This is a genomic window from Hydrocoleum sp. CS-953, from assembly GCF_002260545.1.
In the GTDB taxonomy this organism is placed as follows: domain Bacteria; phylum Cyanobacteriota; class Cyanobacteriia; order Cyanobacteriales; family Microcoleaceae; genus Trichodesmium.
In genome coordinates, this window is sequence record NZ_LGSU01001500.1 from 1 (window position 1) to 18871 (window position 18871).

An 18871-nucleotide genomic window follows, 5' to 3' on the forward strand; every position below is an offset into this window, starting at 1 on the left:
CAAAAAAATAATTCTGATTGTATCGATCAGTTAATAACTGAAGTATCGCCCAAGTATAGCAATAATGCATGGGAATTGGTATAAGACGCACTCAAGACAGTCAAAAGTTAGATTTTATCGGCTCAAAACTTTTCCTTGCGCAACATGAAAGGTGCTACATTCATTAATTGATAATTACCTCAAGGAAAACTGCAACGGAATTGAATATCCTGAATTATTTAATTAATAACTAATAATTATTAATCATTCGATAATTTCAGGAAATTATTTCACATCCAAAGTTTGAAACTATTTGATTTGTAGCATTCTTTTTTTTGAAATGGAATAATTTAATTCCCTACTTTTAGAACAACTTATTTATAGGGAATTTTATCTCAATCAGAATGAGTTAATAACTCATACATAGATATAGCTGAATACTAACATTAACCAGCTATTAGCCTAAAAATTTGTACATATAATTAGGGCTTGCTGACTAAATATAAAAGCCTTAATAGATAAAAATTTTCGCCTTTTTTGGTCTGGAAAAAGTACGAAATTTTAGGTCATTTAGGTTCAAAAAGTTAGCATTTTTGGCTCAATATTACAGGAACAATTAAGTGATAATTCCTCCCACTACCTCCTCGCTCCCATACCCATTTATCCTGACTCCTAACTCCTACCCTTACTAAAAGACTTTATTCAGCAAACCCTAATTAGGTATCTGTTTGCGGAGCATTCCGGAACGGAAAAGCTTGGGTCTAAATCCCCGACTTCTAGCTTGTCGTTTAATTTTAGGAGAGGTTTAAATCTCCTTCTAAAAAAGCTGACCGCTGACTGCTGACCGCTTTTTTTAAAAGCTACTTGTATTTTCGATAAATTCATCTAAATCTGGCACATTTACCCAAGTACCAGTTAAATTAGATTCATGGGTTAAATCCATTAATAACTGAGAATAAATACCCTCTTTTAGAGATGGAACTACAGATTTTTCTGCCTCTATTGCTTGTACCCAATTATCAACTACTCGAATAAAAGGTGCAATTCTACCATCAGAATAAACTTTGGGAAAATCTAACCTTTCAGGAATATTTATTTCTGCTAAATTATCCCCATTTTGAGAACCCCAAACTTTAAACCCATGCACATAATCTTTTTGATTATTACTACCAACAATTAAAGTACCTTTACTACCATAAACTTCTACCCAATGACCACGCCCTTGATAGGTGACAGAACTAATACAAATTTGACAGGGAGTACCATCTGCCAACTCTAACATAATATTACAAGTATCATCAGCATCTACTGGTTTTAATTGGTCTCCTACAGTCGGATCGGGGCGAGTTTTAATAGAAGTATTAAGTTGTCCCCAAAGTTTTTTAGCAGGACCAAATAACCAATTAACATAATCAAAAGTATGGGAAGCGATCGCTCCTAATGCACCACCTCCTTTATCCTTTTGAGAATACCAATTCCAAGGACGATTTGGGTTAGCGCGACTTGATGCTAACCAATCAATTTTAATTAGGTGTTTATCCCCCACATATCCATCTGCTAAAATTTCGGCAAATAGTTGCCAAGCAGGAATATAACGAAACTCAAAATCCATAGTTGCTACACATTTATTAGTAGCAGCAATATGATATAATTCTTGAGCTTCTTCTACTTTTAAAGTTGTGGGTTTTTCTAACAATAAATGTTTGCCTGCGGATAATACTTGCTTTGCCATTTCATAATGGAGAAATGGTGGAGTTGAAATTGTTACAGCACTAACTTCAGGTAGGGAAATTATCTCTTCTATGGTATTACAAGCATGAGGAATATTATGATTTAATGCAATTGATTTAGCTTTTTCTAAATCTGGATTATAAACAGCTAATACTTCAGTTTTATGATGTGCTTGTAGACCTGGTATATGTACTTTTTGACCAAATCCTGTACCGATAACTGCTACGCCAATAGTTTGATTGTTCATTGTTTATTAAGAAGGATTTATTAATTGATAATTGATAATTGATAATTGATAATGAATACTTACAGTGGATTCCAGGTTGATGAAGTACGGTGGCACTAAATTTTTAAATAGTTTTTGAAGTATGGAATTAAATTTTCACTCAAAATTAGCAAATTTACTAGAATCATGGATAATTGATAATTGATAATTGATAATGAACAATGGATAATTATTTACAGCATATTTCGGGCAAATGATGTACAAGGTAAATGGCAAAAATATTGTATTGCGGGCATCTTGCCAGGGATGATTGTACCTCATAACAGTCGATAATGGATAATTGATAATTGATAATGAATAATTACAGCGAATTTCAGGTTGATGAAGTACGGTGGCACTAAATTTTTAAACAGTTTTTGAAGTCTGGAATTAAGTTTTCACTCAAAATTAGCAAATCTACTAGAATCATAGATAATTCATAATGAATAATTACAGCAAATTCCATGTTGATGAAGTACAGTGGCACTAAATTTTTAAATAGTTTTTGAAGTCTGGAATTAAGTTTTCACTCAAAATTAGCAAATCTACTATAATCAATGTACCTCATAACAGTGGAAAGCGCTGTATTAATAATAATTAATAATGGATAATTAATTATTAATTATTCATTATCCATCACCAAAAAATAAGGTTATTAGCCTCCCCTTTTAAGGGGATGAAAAAAATCAATTTAGTATTTTAATCCCGATGGTTTCCTACGGAATGCTGCGCAAATAGTCAGAGGTACTGATAACTGTTAACGCAGTTACGACCATAGGAGGCTAACTGTTAACTGATAACTGAAATAGCCCATTCTATTACTTGTTTCCCCAAGTTAACATTATCAAGTAAGTCAATTTCTCTAATTCCTGTCGGACTTGTAACATTAACCTCTGTCAGATAACCACCAATCACATCTATACCAACAAAATATAAACCATCCGCTACTAATTTAGGTGCTAAATACTCACAAATTTCATACTCCCTTTCTGTAATTTCTGTCTGAGCAACCCTACCTCCCACTGCCATATTTCCTCGAAATTCTTTGCCAGTAGGAATCCTATTTACTGCCCCAATAGGTTTACCATTCAACATAATAATTCGCTTATCTCCTTCTTTTGCTGCTGGTAAATAACTCTGAACCATCACAGGTTCTTGACCTTGTTTTGTACTAATTTCTATCAAGGAATTAAAATTTTTATCTGTAGGTTCTAAAAATAAAATTCCCTCCCCAGCTTTTCCACCCAAAGGTTTTAAAACTGCTGCTCCTTGTGACTCTAAAAATTCTCTAATTACCTGTTTATTTTGACTAACAATTGTGTTAGGAATTGCTTTTATAAATTGCAAAGCATACATTTTTTCATTAGCAGCGCGTAACCCTTGAGGAGAATTTATTACTAAAGTTTTTTCTGGATTAATATAGTCTAGAAGATAGGTAGTATAAAGATAAGGAATTGTTACTGGTGGATCTTGCCGCATAAATACAGCATCCATAGACTCTAATAGTTCCAGCATAGTTTTTCCTAAATCATACCAAGGGTTACTTGCCACCCAATGATTCTCTACCCTTTCAATTGGGATAAAATGTACCCGCTGAATTGTTGCCCAGGTTTGACTATCAATAATAGTTAGCTGATTAATTTCCGTTATCCAAACTTCGTGACCAAGTTCTTGAGCAGCTTCCATTAGTGCAACCGTGCTATCGTGAACTGGGTTAAGTTTGTCTATGGGGTCTATGATGAATGCAAATTTCATCTTTAATTTTGTTAATTAGTTTAAAATATTTTGAGTCATCAAGTAGGGGGAAATAATCATCTTAAAACAAGAATTACCCCTAAAAAATAATAAATTCCAGTAAAGTTTTTGTCTTACCGAAATTGATACTAAACTTCTAGAAGTTGATCTAGTTTCCCTTGAGCTTCTAGTCCATATAGATCATCACAACCCCCAATATGTTGGTCATTGATAAAGATTTGTGGCAAAGAACGACGGCCATTTGCTCTATTGGCCATCTTTTCTCGTTCTACCTCATCGCCATCTATAGCGTATTCCTGATAGTTTACTTGTTTTTTATCTAAAAGGGCTTTAGCACGAATGCAAAATGGACAACTTGACCAGGTGTAAATTTCTACGTTAGCAGACATAATGGATTACCCATAAATAATATTTCTTAACCTATTGTAATATTAATTGGCTCTTTGAGAATAATTTTAGATTTTATATAACTCAGGACTTACACAGGTGAACCTAGAAACCCAATACGAGCGTAGACATTTTTTATTAAAAACCGGACAGTACAAAGTTATGAGTAGAAAAAACATTATATCCTGACCACTAAGGCTAGGCATGATATTTTTAACTTCTGTAGTTAGCTCCTATCATTCGTAACCAGAGATACGGCAATAAATGCCACCAAACCTACTAAAGGAGCGATTAAGGTAGGAAAACCGTCAAAATCAGCAGTGAAAATAGGATTTTTGATATATAATAAACTGTTATCGCTACCAAACATTTTTGGCATTAGAACAAACAATATTAGCCTAGTTCCTGTCCCCGAAATGATACAAGCTAAAGCACCATATTTTTTTGCTTTAGGCCAATACAAACCACCTGCTAGGGGCACTAATAATCCTGCAAACCCTAAATCGAAGGCTAACAGCAACAAAATCCCAGTCTGGGGAACCAAAACAGCAAACAAAACTCCCAAAGACGTAATCCCAAAAGCCATAAACCGAGTTAACCTCAATAGCCGATCGCTACCTCGATCCCGACTACCTTGGCGAATACCAATCACATTATGGGCAATTACTGAAGATGTACCAAGAATTGCTCCATCAGCAGTTGAAAGGGAAGCAGCAAGAATGGCAGCAATGACCAACAAGCCTAAAACTGGTGGAACCACTCCTTTGATGAGAGCTAAAAGTAAAGGACCTTCAGGAGTAATACCTGCCTGGGCTAATATTTGCGGAGTAGATAGAGCCACGATCGAAAATGGTACACCGATAATTACTGTTCCTGCTGAAGCGATCAAACAAGCTCGTTGCGCAGTTTCAGGGCTATCGGCAGCAAAAATTCGCGCCATAAAGTCGATAGCCACAATATCTCCCAAACCAAGAGCTAACAAGGTTGCCCAGTTAATGGCAGCTCCAGCAGCAGGATTGGCTAATTGCTCTAAGGCAAATGGACCCATGCCGTCTGGTATGTCAAAGCCAAAGTTGACTCCCATAAAACCAAACAGTAGCATAGTGCCAATAAAGGCGATCGCTACCTGAATAGCATCGGTATAGACTATAGCAAACATTCCTCCAGAAGCAGTGTAAATAAATACGATAGTTGCAATCATTATCACCCCAATAGTATAGCTAGTTCCTAAAAAACTCTCAAAAACATAGCCTCCTGCCACTAAGTTTCCTGCCAGCAAAAACCCAAAACTCAAAACCATGATAATAGAAACGACAACTTCTGTTAAGCGACCATACTTGAGTCGATAAAAATCTGGGAGAGTAATTAATCCCATGCTGTTCATTGGTTTGGCAAAAAATAGACCACTTAAAAGCAAACAGAGGGCTAATCCCAAGGGCAAAGATGCCCCCGCCCAAAAGCCAAATTCACCAGCTAGGTCAGTATTGCCCAAGGTGGCATTAGAATCGACGGACTGGGCCATCAAGGTAGCAGCGGCCAGGGGCAAGATGAGGCGGCGTCCTGCTACCAGAAAGTTGATGCTATCGCCTTTAATCTGTTTGGCAGTCCAGATACCAATACCTAAGGTAGCAAACAAAAAGAGGATGATTCCCCAAAAAAATATTAGATCTGTCATAGTACCTGTTCCTGAGTTGGTTAGCTTGAATATCTGGATAATCGTAGCATGGCATAGATTTATTTGGCGTTGACCGATCAAAAGCTGATATCATCTCCGGTTGAATAGTTATAATGATATCTCTCGTAGTATTGCTCTACCCCTATCTATCTGCAGAGTTAGAGCAATACTATAAACAAAAACTTTTTTCTCACTTATTATCTGGACATCATATTACTATATAAAGTTTTGTTTTTTTATTTCAAAAAATATTACAAAAAAATGAGGTCTAAAGTCTCCCCTTTTAAGGGGATGAAAAAATATTTAACTCAGTATTTCAAGCCTCCGACTAAGGTCTGAGGTTCACTGATAACTGATAACGCAGTTACGACCATAGGAGGCTAACTGTTAACGCAGTTACGACCATAGGAGGCTAACTGATAACTGAAATGACACACTTTGACTGGCCAAGATTTTAGCTACTTTTTTGTGCTTAATTCCCAAGAACCCCAATCTCGAAAAGTTATAATTGTACTTGGTCGCAGTCCGCCATCAATAATATACTTAACACTTATAGATAGGGGTATTATTTATATGTTTGTTTCTTTATCAACAAGCCCTTTTTTGTCTAGTGAGTAGTTAGATTATTCAGGCGATTGCGATTAAACTTAGTCTATAAATATAGTCGTCATTAACTGAAAACAGTTCAAATATGCTCTGTAATTCTCTAACTCGCTTACAAATAGATAGAAATTCAACTCTGGCAGAAGCGCTATCAAACTTCAGCCTGAATAAACAATCGGAAATTCCATGGTTGGTAAAGCTTTTAGAGAATCCCAAAAGTCCACTAGCTTTACCAGGAAACATCAATTTATTCGGACATGATTGCTTGCACTTGCTGCTGGCACGAGGCACATCTGGAGCTGACGAAGCCTTTGTCATTGGCTTCACTATGGGAAACGATCTGAAAACCAATAGGCTACATATTTTGATTTTTAAAGTTTTTACGCAATTTTTCTACCCGGTAAAGTATCGTTTCACTTCTTACCAACTGCAAATTTTTGATCAAGGTTTGATTTTGGGTCAGCAGTTGAAAACCAAAAATATCCATCAATTTGACTTTAACTTGGTTCTGGACAAAAGTATTGGCGAAATGCGATCGTATTTCGGCATCAACCTTAAACAACTCGAAGAATTTATTGATTATACAAAACTCATTTGATAAATCTTAGAACTTATGCAGAATACAAAAAGATAGACCACTTTTCCGGGGCAAAGCCGTTAACCCCCAGTAGATAAAGTGTATCTGCGTAAATCCTGAATCTAATAATTAGGGTTTGCGGATTACAGCAGTTTTCCTTCGGAATGATAGGCAAACATCTATTTTCAGCTACTTCAGGAATTTCTCCTGCTACTACTGGGTTTCAAACTATTTGTAGTGTAAAAAATCCTAAAGTACCGTTAAAGAGAAAGCTTTATTTACAAAGATGTCTATATAGTCTTTGAGTATTTATATCAAATCCGGTTAATATCATGTCCGGTAGCATCGGTATTTTATAGAGAAGGTAAGGAGGAAGTAGGGGCGATTCGCGAATCGCCCCTACAAGAGAAGGAAAAAGCTTATATGGCAGTAGATATTTTCCCAACTTTTACACAAACGATACCAACGGACATGATATAATTCGGTATAAAAAAATTTTTCATCTTCATCTTCATCCAAGAGCGAATGTTTCTAAATTCTCTTCCCTCCTGACTCCTGACTCCTGACTCCTAGATTAACTATTTAATTATACCAATGCTACCGGATTTGATATTATCTAGATCACTAGCAACAATTCCAAAAATCTTTCCCAAGTAAGCTCTTTACCTCCTATTCTCCCTTGTAAAAAGGTTAATTCCTCATTAGAAAAGGGAGGCTCATCCACACTAGCTAACACTACATTCATTTCTTCTGGCTCCAGCACTCCATTCCCATCCTGATCGATGGGAATAAAGTAGGTGGCGAACTCATCAAGTCTTGACATCAAACGACGGTGGCGCAGCATTAATTCCCCAAATTCTGAGAAATCAATTTCACCACTGTTATCCGCATCCATGCTGGAAAAGAGAAAGTTGAGTTCATCGTCACTCATGGGGTTCCCTGCTTGCTGCAAGTGATATCTGAGTTCTTCCAAAGACAAAGTGCCACTACGATCTCGGTCAATAGCATTAAAGATATAACGGAGGTCATTTTTGAGTTCTAGGGGTGCTTGCTCGAAAAAAACTTTGTGATGCTTCCCTTGCATAGCAGAGTGTAATTGACTGCGGAAGGCGGATATTGCTTCTCTGGCTGTGAGGTAGCGAAAACGATGTTCTTCAGGACAAGCTATGGCAAAGGGAGCAACAGGTACTAGAGAGGAGATTGATCGCCGTAAAATAAGGAAGCAGGCATAAGTACCCAAGTGAAATGAAACGGCTAAAATAGGTAATCCTAGGGGTGCGATTGCTATATTCAGCAGCCACTCAACCACTGCTGCGCCAAAAGCTCCAGCACAAGCAAACAGAATACTTTGTTGATTAGGTGCATAGAAAATACCCCCAATAGAAATTGCTGTTAAAGCTGAGTTGTATCCTAATAAACCAGCGTACACCATATTCCGGTCTACCCCCACTATAATTGCTACAACCAGACCAATAGCTGACCCCAGAGACCCAACCAACGCTCCCATAGGACTACACAAGGCTAAAGCAATAATAATTAACACGGCAGAAACTAAGTTGTCTGAAAAAAAGATTTGACCGATGCCAGTGATAAGGGCAGATAAAATGCTCATCCCATCTAGGGGATCGGCCGAATCAGGAAATGGTGGTGGTGCGCCGAACTCAAAAAAAGGTTGTGGAACATAGAGGGCAATTGCCAGAAAACTGTAGGTTACAATTTGAAATGGCACTGCCATAGAAGGCAGTCCTAGATTTACTGCCATCCAGTTTCCCAGATACTCCATTAATACTGTGCTGAGGGCAGCGCAAATGATCGCCGCCAGTAGCCAGAGCCAGTTTCCAGTACCGTTGCCCCAAGCACCAAAAGTTCCTAAAGCTAGCCCAACTAACGCTCCATTTAAGCCAAAAACACCATTACGAACACTAGGGCGATCTAGATTCATAAAAAAGCCTGTCCAGGTAGCTACAACAACTCCAACAACTAGCATCAAAGCTGTCCAGGGCGATTGAATAGAAATTGCCAGAGTGATGAGTAGTCCAGAAATTGGATTATTAGCAAACCCTACCTGACCAATACCACGCAAACTGGCATTGATAAAATCCAAAAGCGGACGCTTTTCCAAGGTGTCATTAAGGTCTTGCATGGTTCCCATGATGGGCAAGGGATTTCGATGAGAGGTTTTTTCTGACTTCAATATACGAGAAAGCAACTCGTGAAGAGGCAGAGGTTCAGAATTGTTTTGAGAAATTTCAGAGGCATTTGACATAGTACATTTATCAGGACTTATGCAAAAAATGAAATTATATCAGATCCGGTAACATCGGTATAATTAGGGTTTGCGGAAAAAGTCTTTTTTAAGGAGTAGGGGAGTAGGCGAGTAGGCGAGGAGTAATTTTTTTCCCAACTCTTGCTGAAAATACGCTCCTTTTTGAGCATTAAGGGCTGAAACAGGCGTACTTTTTAGATTGCTAAAAAGGCTAAAACCTTTATCTGTAAATACTTTTAGATTTAATCAGCAAGCCCTAATTAGATTGTTAATCTAGGAGTCATATCAAATCCAGTTAAACAGTTATAGTAGGTTGGCGTTGAAAATTGTCGTTATAGCAAGGCAACAGGCAACAGGCAACAGAATTTTAGGGATTTTACATTTTGTTACATACTTCTGTTTTTTCACACCGACTTACTTAGATTGGTTAACTTTTTAGGAGTCAGGAGTCAGGAGTCAGGAGGAGAGAGGATTACAAAGATTTAGTAGTTATGACGATTGGATGTTTTTTTTATGTCCAATCAAGCGGACTTGATATTATATCCCGCATCGACATAAGACGCAAGGCAAGGAAATGCGCACCAAGAGATGGCGGTTATGCGTAAGTCCTGTTCTTGTTTTTATTTTACTAAATAGACTTTGCTTCTGCGATTATACTATTGAGTAGGTTTTGAAGCTTATAGTTGAGAAATAATTTTTGTTTATATTAACTGCGAAACTACTTTAATTTTCAATGAATGGCGGTAAAAATTAATAGGCGTTCGTGATGCGTGGCTATGATTTTTCCAAACATAGAAACCGGATTGGTACTGGATGGCTTTCGATACTAACATCTGTCTCCAAACCCGGTTTCTTAAAGATTTCATAGTTTGATTCACCAACGCCCAAAAAACTTTCTTCTTTCAAGAAGCAATAACATAATCAATAAGTTGCGCGAGTCGTTGACGCAAAGTTTCTAAACCAAGTCCCTGAGCAGCAGAAATAAATACCGCCATGGGATATTCTTCATTAGCGAATCTTAAAGTATCTCCATCTACTTCATCAATTTTGTTAAAGGCAACTAAAGCTGGTCCTGGAGTTTCTGGCATTTCCGCCAAAATAGTCATCACAGAACGTATTTGACTTTGCCAAGCAGGATGAGATAGATCCACCACATGAAGCAAAGCATCTGCATCTGTCACCTCTTCCAGAGTTGCCCGAAAAGCATCCATCAGAGTAGGTGGTAGTTCGTGAATAAATCCCACAGTGTCAGTAATTACAATTGTAGTTGGTTTATTCGTAATAGCATCAGGAACAGTCAAACGACGAGTAATAGGATCTAGAGTAGCAAATAATTTGTCTGCTGCATAAACTTCTGAATTAGTAAGTGTATTTAATAATGTAGACTTACCAGCATTCGTATATCCAACTATTGCCACTGTTGGTACTTCTTGGCGCTGACGATGTTGCCGTAGACGGGAACGATGTGCTTGTAACTGATTAACCTCTTTCTGTAACCGAGATATTCTAGCATTAATTGCCCGACGTTCTGTTTCTAATTTAGTTTCACCAGGTCCCCTTGTACCAATACCACCACCAAGACGAGACATCGCTTCACCTCTACCAGTCAGACGGGGAATAGTATATTCTAGTTGAGCAAGTTCGACCTGTAATTTTCCGGCGCGAGACTGAGCGCGTTGGGCAAAAATATCCAGAATAACTTCAGTACGGTCTACAACTCTCACACCAATTTTTGTTTCTAGGTTGCGTACTTGAGCAGGGGAGAGGTCGCGGTCAAATACAACCAGGTTCGCTCCCACCGTTTGAACGCTCAGAGCAATTTCTTGAACTTTACCCTCTCCTACAACTGTCTGGGGATGGGGATGCGATCGCTTCTGATGTACTGTCTTTAATACCTGACCTCCAGCAGTATCAACAAGTCGAGCTAGTTCGGCCAATCCATCTTCAAATTGCTGATTAGTCATTTTATCTATTTTTAGCCCCACCAACAGCACTAAGTCTTGGTCAGAATCAACTTCTTGAGCAATAAATTCTCGCTCAAATTCTGCTTCCAATCCATCAACTAAGTCGATAAAGTCTTGTTTGGCAAGCATATCCAGACTGAGAGGAGGCGACACGCTCCAAAAATTCAGCTCTTGAAGATCTGTATTTTCACGTTCATGTGTAGGAATAGGTAATAGGTGAGCTAGATAAGTTTGTTTAATGTAACCTGTAGCACCTCCACCCCGACGTTTAAACCCTTCACCTGTGAGGGTCAGCATCACCAAAGCATCAAGTCGTTGAATTACCATTGCAGTCAAAGTACCTTCCGAAGGCACTTCTGCTTTCAGGTTAGTAGCGATACAACGAATACCACTGAGACGACCTGCACCATAACGGGGTAATTCCAGGGGCGGGATTTGGGTTTGGCGGGGTGTGCCAATTCCCACCCGGATAATTTGTCCCCTACGATTAATGTATACACAAACTGGTTGGCCAACTTCTGTACTGATAGAGGCGACTCTCTGGGCAAATTCAGAGGTAGTTAGGCGATCGCCAGGCACTCGCTGATGGTACAACCTTTGCAGTTGTTTAAGTTGGTTAGATTTTAGACCCTGGAGATTTCCGTAGATGGTTTCGATAGGCATTCCTAGCCACGTTTTTGTGGCCCCTCTATATACTACTTTTGATTATTATAAATATATAAATATTTTATTATAGCAGTTTTATTTTATTTGTGTATAAAAACCTTACTGCTTTTAGGCAATAGGGAGCAGGGAACAGGGAACAGGCAGGAATTTCAAGTTTTTTATCTACTTTTTGATTTGTCACGACCTATTTAGGATGGCTACATAATCAAAATTTTTGCAATTAACACAATTTCTTTCCTGCTTATGATATATCAAAAGATGATTTTATCGGACAAGTAACTATGTTTAATTTCTTAATGGAAAACTCTTCTCCACCAACTGTTCAAGAAATTGCTTTTGCTTTTCGTCGTTGGGGTTTGGTGGGTTTTTGGGTGCAAATAGTATTTGCTTTTATTCCAATTATTATTTTGATATTTGCCCTATTTTTTACTAATAATCCTGACTATACTAGACCAGGAAATTTATACATAGGAGAATTTTTAGCCTTTGGTTGTCTATCAGCACTGATTTTTACTATTTACTGGTGTTTTCGTTATGTAAAGTTATCTGAAAAGCTAGAAAACCCTCAGATGCGTCCTCCAAAAGCAGAGGTAATTCAATGTTTATGGATTGGGTTAATTGCTAATATTTTAGGAATGTTTTGTGCAGTAGTAGTTGCTATGGGTAAAGTAGCAACCCTCTTATGGCAAATGTTATCTATTCCCCAAGGAGCCTCAGTAATTAGCACTCCTGGTAGTAATCAAGCCATAATTAACAGAGGTACTCTAGTTGTACCGTTAGATATGGTAGGGGTACAAGCGATGTTAAGTACCATTGCTGCTGAGTTAGTAGGTATTATAGTTGCTTTGTGGCTCTTAGGTTTAGTTAGTCAACATCATTCTCACCATTCTTAAGCTTTTTAGGATCAATGTCAAAAGTGGGTAACTCATCAACAGTAAAGCAAAAATCAGCAGATCCCATTTTTATAGTGTATAATCAAAAGTAAGTGGGGCAGAATATAAACTTCACTATAAAATGCTGTCAAGGGAAATACCCTTAAGGAAGTTCCGACTGCCGTAAAGGAGCATCGGAAAACTTTACTGTTTTGCTTCCTAACATAAAACCATGACATCAAAAGCGTAGTTCCTCAGTAGGAGACAAGCGATAGCGTCAATCACGGGAGCATCACAGACAATTAAATCCTAGTTGACCGGAGGTGAAAAATATGACCGAAAGATTATACTTGTTAATTTCTGGCTCAGTTTTTGCTCTAGTTGGATTCTTTCACATAATAAGGCTCATCTATCAGTGGTCTATTCAAGTAGGAGTTTTAGGCATTCCACAATGGCCATCATTGTTAGCTATTGTAGTTGCTGGCTTCCTATCAATCTGGGCTTTTCGTGTAGCTAGTCATCTTAGGAGTTCTCCTAGTTCTTCTCACTGAGTAATATTATTGCGGTTGAATAGTTATAAATAACAAGGGAGGAGTCAGAATTCGTAGGGAGCGAATGGCTATTCGCCCCTACATGAATTCAGAATTCAGCATAGAAGAAGAGAAAAAAATAAGGTATTAAGAAGGATAAAGTTTTATCATACCTAATCATCGGGAAATAATATAACTCATATTTCACACAATTGGTAAGATAATTCTAAAGATCGTACCTTCTCCAACAGTCGAGTCACAGGTGATTTCACCACCATGTTTCTCAGTGATAATTTGATGAGCGATCGCCATCCCTAAACCTGTTCCCTTCCCTACTCCTTTCGTGGTAAACCCTTGCTCAAATATCCGCTCTTTCGTTTCTGGTTTCATTCCACTACCATTATCTTCTATTTCTATCTTGACTTCATTTTCATCTACATTGGCAGTGCTTATGTTTATTTGATTCGGTTTTTTCTCTATTTCAGCATAAGTTTTACCCACATTCGCCTCCTCAAAAGCATCTATTGCATTTGCCAAAATATTCATAAATACCTGATTCAACTGACCTGGAAAACATTTGATTTCCGGTAGTTCCGCATATTCTTTAATTGTTTCTATTGCCGGACGTTTATCATTAGCTTTAGTACGATGTTTGAGAATTACTAAGGTACTCTCTATGCCATCATGGATATTAAACTTCGTCTTATGCTCCTGATCTTTGCGGGAAAATATTCTCAGACTGGTACTGATATTTTTCATCTGCTCCACTCCCACATTCATTGACTTTAATATCTTGGGAAAATCTTCTCGTAGATATTCCAAATCAATGTCTTCGGCATGATCTTCTATTTCTTCAGCAGCAGTATTCTCTTCATATAGCTCCAAATGTTCTAATAAGTCAGTTAGGTTGTCTTGAGCCATGGAAATATTACCAGCAATGAACCCTAATGGATTATTAATTTCATGGGCAACACCAGACAGCAAACTTCCTAATGCTGACATTTTCTCACTTTGAACTATTTGTAGTTGTGCTTTTTGTAAATCTCGCAGTGCTTGTTGAGCTTGCTCATAGAGTTGAGCATTTTTCAGAGCAATGGCAGCTTGAGCGCAGAGAAATTCAATTATTGTCTGCCGTTGTGTCGTAAACACACCTTTGGTTGTAGGATGTTCTAAGTACAAAATAGCCACTAAATCACCTTGATGCAATAGTGGCACACAAAACACACTTTGGGGCTGATAAGTAAGTAAGTACCCTTCGAGGATGCCAGTGATTTCGGTTTTGCTTTCATTAATGAGTACAACGGACTGTGTATTTTTCACATATTGAATCAAGCGAATGGGTACTGGACTCTGTATAGTTAGAGGTTGTGAGTAGGTATCAGTCTCTATTGTACCATCTGTTGTCAGTTGTGCTATTGCCCGCAGTTGCCACCGTTCACTTTCTGTAATCAATAAAACAGCTTTTTGTGCCCCAGCATTGGTGAGAATAATCTGTAGAATGTTGCCTAATAGTGGTTCCAACTCTATGATACTGGAGATGGCTTGAGCTGCTTGTAAAATAGCTGCCAAATCTAAGGTGTCAGATAATCCCGTGCTAGTAGTTTGAGTGTTTGTTTTTGAGGTTAGTGTTTGAGTCACCCACTCGATACTATCAAGGGGATTCAATTCTACCTGTTGCTGTTGCAGGATCGGGGTAAGTAGTTGACGGTATTTTGCTTCTAGTTGATTAATCTTAGCTTTAGCTTCCCACCGAGCATAACAATAGTAAGCTTCTTGCATATAGCCTGCTGCCACCTTCTGTTTACCCCAGTCGAGGTAGAATTTAGCTGCGAGTTCGTTAGCTAATGCTTCTTCTTGGAGATATTCGTTTTCTTTGGCTCCTGCTATAGCTTGGTCATAAAGCTCTATTGCTTCAAATCGTTCTCCTAAAACTCGGTGGCGCTCTGCTGCTACTAAATCTACCTTATGTTGACCATTCATCGGAGCATAGTTAGCCCAGTATTGCATTTTTTTCTGATTAGTTTCAACCTTTTCGAGAATACTTTTCTGCACAGATGTCTCTGCATCACCATAATGAGCTAACTGAGTCAAGGAATCATAGAAATTCCACGCATACTCATCCAAAAAGGCTACAACCCCATCCAAATAAAACTCAGCTAGTGCAGCATTTTCCAATGCTTGGGGAATCTGATCGAATAAATAGCAAAGAATCAACTTATTCAGATAAACATAATGCAGTGCCGTGCGGTCATTAGCAGCGATTTGAAACGGAACAGATTTAGTTTCATTATAAGCTGTTCCTATTAGTTCCCATGAAACTTCCGACTCTCCCAATAAATTGAGAACAGCTTGTTCAAAAGCTTGATTCCAAGCCAAGGTATTTTCTTGTTTCATAGTGGCGAGAGCATGACTTGTAGTTGCCATTTCCCCTTTAAGAGTAAAGAGGTTCTGACCCATTAAATAAAGGTATTGAGATCGGTTGGAGATAGCAAAACCCCCAAACTGGAAGTTTCCTGTATCAAGTCCAGCTTGGTAAGCCTTAAGTAACAAGGGAATAGCTTCCCTAACATGAGTCGAATAGTGACTGATGCAAGCCCCTGTAACATAAGTACCACTAACACCATCGCCTGTTTGGGGACTTAAATCCAACTTGCAAGCAAGTTTTCCATATTCCTGAGCTGAGGTAAAGTCCTGTAATACCAAAATACAAACTACGCCATAGTCGCCATAGATAAGTGCAGATTGGGGTGTATTTCCATATTGAATCAATAACTGCATCAGCTTGCAAACTACCCAAGGAAAAAGGCTGGGATTTGCCTGATAACAGGGTGCTATTAAATTTGCTAGAATCTTTACTTTTGCCAACTGGTTCTTATCGTCTATCAAAGGTAAGTCTGCTAAAGAGGCAATAGCTTTACCTTCCATCGCCTGAGAAATTGCTGCCAGTTCCACCTGTAAATCCTCAATGCCAGGTGATTCTGGAACCTTAATGCCTAATAAACCCAAGAACTCTATACCTATATTCAAAGCTGATAACTGTTCCGTTTGAGCCATCTTAGCCTGTATTTTAATTTCATGGACTTTCACCACATCGAGCAAGTCTTCCTGATGATTCAGAACTTGTTCAATTATGGTTTCCATCAATTCAAAATCACCAGTCAGATAAGCTGCTTCTGCATAATTCTCATGTAATTTTAAGGCTAATTCATAATTCCTTTGCCAACTTTCTACATCCAGTAAAGACAACGCTGTTTGAAAATATTGCAATGCTGCTGTATAAGCTGCCGAACCTTTAGCTTTTTCTCCCGCAGTTAAATTGAGTTGCATCAAATTCTCTCTTTCTGTGGGTTCAGCGATTAATTCTATTGCCTGGTTCCAGTGATTAACAATTGTAAAAATCTTGCTCTCCTGTTCTTCTGGAGAAAGCTTTTTCGACAGTAACCTGCCGATGTGTAAATGGGTAGCTTGTTTTTGCCCTTGAGGAATTAGAGAATAAGCTGCTTGTTGCACTCGGTCATGTAAAAACCGATAATTCACTGAAATGTTTTCTAAACTTTTCTCCTGTTGTTCCTCACCTTGGAAAAATTTATAACTGTCACTGTTGGGAATTACAAACCCTTCTTGTAAACCTCGCCATAAATTCCCTGCTACTTCATCTTGAGTCTGCTCACACACCACTGCTAATATGGCTAAGTCAAATTGGTTCCCTATACAAGCTGCTAGTTTCAGTACATTATGATTAGTTTCTGGCAGTTTCTGCAACCGCCCTACCATAAATTCTACCACATCATCTGTGAGTGCTAACTGTCGTACTTCTGTTAGATCGCACTGCCAGTACCCTGCATCTGCCTCAAATTTAATACACTCATCTTCATGCAACCCTTTCAAAAATTGGGTGCTAAAAAACGGGTTACCCTTTGTTTTCTGATAGACTAACTCGGATAAGGGCGCTGCTATAGATGTCGCACACAATAATGTTTCAGCTACCAAACGATTAATATCTGTTTCACTCAAAGGTGTTAGAGTTAGAGTCTCAATATTTGCCCCTTGTTTATTAATTTCATCTAATGTCAACATCAATGGATGAGCTGGAAATACCTCGTTATCTCTATATGCTCCTAACACTAATAAATAACCAACTTCCGACTCATCCATCAATAACTTGAGCAAGTTTAACGATGCTGAGTCCGCCCATTGTAGGTCATCCAGGAAAATTACCAAAGGATGCTCTTTTGTGGTAAATACCCGTATAAATTTACTAAACAATAAATTAAAACGATTTTGCGCTGCACTTCCTGATAGTTCCGCAACTTCTGGTTGAGTACCAATTATTCTTTCTACTTCTGGCACTACATCTATAATTACTTGTCCGTTTTCTCCCACCGCATCCAGAATTTTCCCTTTCCATACAGCTAGTTCCTCATCTGACTCCCCTAACAATTGTCCCATTAAATCTCGGAAAGCTTGCACGAAAGCAGAGAAAGGAATGTTGCGATTAAATTGGTCAAACTTCCCTTTAATGAAATACCCTCTTTGCTTAACTATGGGTTTATGTACTTCATTGACTACTGCCGTCTTCCCTATTCCAGAAAACCCTGCCACAAGCATCATTAGAGTTGCACCTTCAGCCACAAGAGCGAATCCATCCAAGAGTTTTTGTACTTCTGTTTCTCGTCCGTAGAGTTTTTCTGGAATCATGAAGCGATCGCATAAATCTTTACTACCTAGCTCAAATTGTGTAATTTCTCCTGTTGCTTGTAACTGTTGTAAACATTGCTCTAGATCGTGCTTGAGACCCAAAGCACTCTGATAACGCTCTTCCGCATTTTTCGCCATTAACTTCAGTATTATATCCGACAATACTTGAGGAATTTCTGTCCTGTTCCCTATTTTTGGTATTTGGGCAATATGACAATGGACTAATTCCATGGGGTCGGTAGTAGTAAAGGGTAATTTTCCTGTTAGAAGTTCAAAAAAAGTTACACCTAGAGAATAGAAGTCGGTGCGATAGTCAATTCCTCGGTTCATCCGTCCAGTTTGTTCTGGGGAAATGTAAGCTAGAGTTCCTTCTAGGACGTTGGGACTAATTAGTTGTTGTTGTTCTTTGGGCAGTAGAGTAGAGATGCTAAAGTCTATCAGTTGGACTTGCTTGGTTTCCGGATTTATAATAATGTTACCTGGTTTAATGTCTTTGTGAATGATGCGCTGTTGGTTCAGATAGTGGAGAGCTTCACTCAGTTGAATAGCGATGTGGAGAAAATTGCTGAGAGTTTGCTCTGAGTTTTGCCAATAATTTAAAAGAGCGATCGCTCCATTATCTGGCATCACCAAGGCGTAACTATTACCGTAGCGTTCTAGGGCTAGAGGTTGCACAATAGCTGGATGTTCCAGATGACGGGTGATAATGTATTGATTACGGAATTGGACTAATTCATTGAAAGTGGGGTGGGGGTTGCGTAATACTTTAATAATTACTGGTTTCTGGTCACAGATACGCTGGCCACGATAGACCATAGTGCGCGTACCTTGGTATAAGTTTTCGCTTAGGTAGTAGTTAGGAAGGTTAAGCATAATATATTAGTAAGCAGATTTAATTTAGGT

General features: G+C 38.4%; 11 protein-coding genes. 4 read left to right on the top strand and 7 right to left on the bottom strand.

The annotated features are described in order from the left end of the window. Nucleotides 1-832 precede the first annotated feature (832 nt). Complete coding sequence (locus AFK68_RS34175) at nt 833-1957, bottom strand: Gfo/Idh/MocA family protein (protein WP_094678868.1); 1125 nt, start codon at nt 1955-1957, stop codon at nt 833-835. Nucleotides 1958-2137: 180 nt separating this feature from the next. Between AFK68_RS34175 and AFK68_RS43775 the strand changes: the two genes are divergently transcribed. Then, complete coding sequence (locus AFK68_RS43775) at nt 2138-2269, top strand: hypothetical protein (RefSeq protein ID WP_256386713.1); 132 nt, start codon at nt 2138-2140, stop codon at nt 2267-2269. A gap of 495 nt (nt 2270-2764) precedes the next feature. On the opposite strand, the gene gshB is transcribed toward AFK68_RS43775, so the two are convergent. From gshB to AFK68_RS34190, 3 genes are all read right to left on the bottom strand, one after another. Next, on the bottom strand, nt 2765-3730 hold the full coding sequence (gshB, locus tag AFK68_RS34180) for a glutathione synthase (RefSeq protein WP_094678870.1): 966 nt from the start codon (nt 3728-3730) through the stop codon (nt 2765-2767). Between the two features lie 128 nt (nt 3731-3858). Continuing rightward, nucleotides 3859-4119 carry a glutaredoxin 3 gene (grxC, locus tag AFK68_RS34185; RefSeq protein WP_094678872.1) on the bottom strand — a complete coding sequence of 87 codons (261 nt, stop codon included), beginning with the start codon at nt 4117-4119 and terminating at the stop codon, nt 3859-3861. A gap of 224 nt (nt 4120-4343) precedes the next feature. Continuing rightward, on the bottom strand, nt 4344-5792 hold the full coding sequence (locus AFK68_RS34190) for a sodium:solute symporter family protein (RefSeq protein ID WP_094678874.1): 1449 nt from the start codon (nt 5790-5792) through the stop codon (nt 4344-4346). A 691-nt stretch (nt 5793-6483) separates the two neighbouring features. Here AFK68_RS34190 and AFK68_RS34195 point away from each other — a divergent pair. Further along, on the top strand, nt 6484-6993 hold the full coding sequence (locus AFK68_RS34195) for a hypothetical protein (RefSeq protein ID WP_210407775.1): 510 nt from the start codon (nt 6484-6486) through the stop codon (nt 6991-6993). Between the two features lie 595 nt (nt 6994-7588). Here the strand turns inward: AFK68_RS34195 and AFK68_RS34200 are convergent. Both AFK68_RS34200 and hflX read right to left on the bottom strand, forming a co-directional pair. Beyond that, complete coding sequence (locus AFK68_RS34200) at nt 7589-9238, bottom strand: urea transporter (protein ID WP_094678876.1); 1650 nt, start codon at nt 9236-9238, stop codon at nt 7589-7591. Between the two features lie 902 nt (nt 9239-10140). Beyond that, the gene (gene hflX / locus AFK68_RS34205; RefSeq protein WP_094678878.1) at nt 10141-11865 is read right to left on the bottom strand and encodes a GTPase HflX; all 1725 of its coding nucleotides are present in this window, start codon (nt 11863-11865) and stop codon (nt 10141-10143) included. 284 nt (nt 11866-12149) lie between these two features. Here hflX and AFK68_RS34210 point away from each other — a divergent pair, with 284 nt between their 5' ends. Together AFK68_RS34210 and AFK68_RS34215 are read left to right on the top strand one after the other, a co-directional pair. Beyond that, complete coding sequence (locus tag AFK68_RS34210; RefSeq protein ID WP_246844641.1) at nt 12150-12761, top strand: DUF3611 family protein; 612 nt, start codon at nt 12150-12152, stop codon at nt 12759-12761. 311 nt (nt 12762-13072) lie between these two features. Further along, entirely contained in the window at nt 13073-13291 is a 219-nt protein-coding gene (locus AFK68_RS34215; protein WP_094678880.1) for a hypothetical protein, read from the top strand. Nucleotides 13292-13474: 183 nt separating this feature from the next. Here AFK68_RS34215 and AFK68_RS34220 read toward each other — a convergent pair whose 3' ends face one another. Beyond that, entirely contained in the window at nt 13475-18841 is a 5367-nt protein-coding gene (locus AFK68_RS34220; protein ID WP_094678882.1) for an ATP-binding sensor histidine kinase, read from the bottom strand. Between the last annotated feature and the right edge of the window lie 30 nt (nt 18842-18871).

Bases quoted from the DNA above. Each gene is read 5' to 3' on its own strand.
- AFK68_RS34175 (WP_094678868.1), bottom strand. From the start codon at position 1,957: ATGAACAATCAAACTATTGGCGTAGCAGTTATCGGTACAGGATTTGGT.
- gshB (WP_094678870.1), bottom strand. From the start codon at position 3,730: ATGAAATTTGCATTCATCATAGACCCCATAGACAAACTTAACCCAGTT.
- grxC (WP_094678872.1), bottom strand. From the start codon at position 4,119: ATGTCTGCTAACGTAGAAATTTACACCTGGTCAAGTTGTCCATTTTGC.
- AFK68_RS34190 (WP_094678874.1), bottom strand. From the start codon at position 5,792: ATGACAGATCTAATATTTTTTTGGGGAATCATCCTCTTTTTGTTTGCT.
- AFK68_RS34195 (WP_210407775.1), top strand. From the start codon at position 6,484: ATGCTCTGTAATTCTCTAACTCGCTTACAAATAGATAGAAATTCAACT.
- AFK68_RS34200 (WP_094678876.1), bottom strand. From the start codon at position 9,238: ATGTCAAATGCCTCTGAAATTTCTCAAAACAATTCTGAACCTCTGCCT.
- hflX (WP_094678878.1), bottom strand. From the start codon at position 11,865: ATGCCTATCGAAACCATCTACGGAAATCTCCAGGGTCTAAAATCTAAC.
- AFK68_RS34210 (WP_246844641.1), top strand. From the start codon at position 12,150: ATGTTTAATTTCTTAATGGAAAACTCTTCTCCACCAACTGTTCAAGAA.
- AFK68_RS34215 (WP_094678880.1), top strand. From the start codon at position 13,073: ATGACCGAAAGATTATACTTGTTAATTTCTGGCTCAGTTTTTGCTCTA.
- AFK68_RS34220 (WP_094678882.1), bottom strand. From the start codon at position 18,841: ATGCTTAACCTTCCTAACTACTACCTAAGCGAAAACTTATACCAAGGT.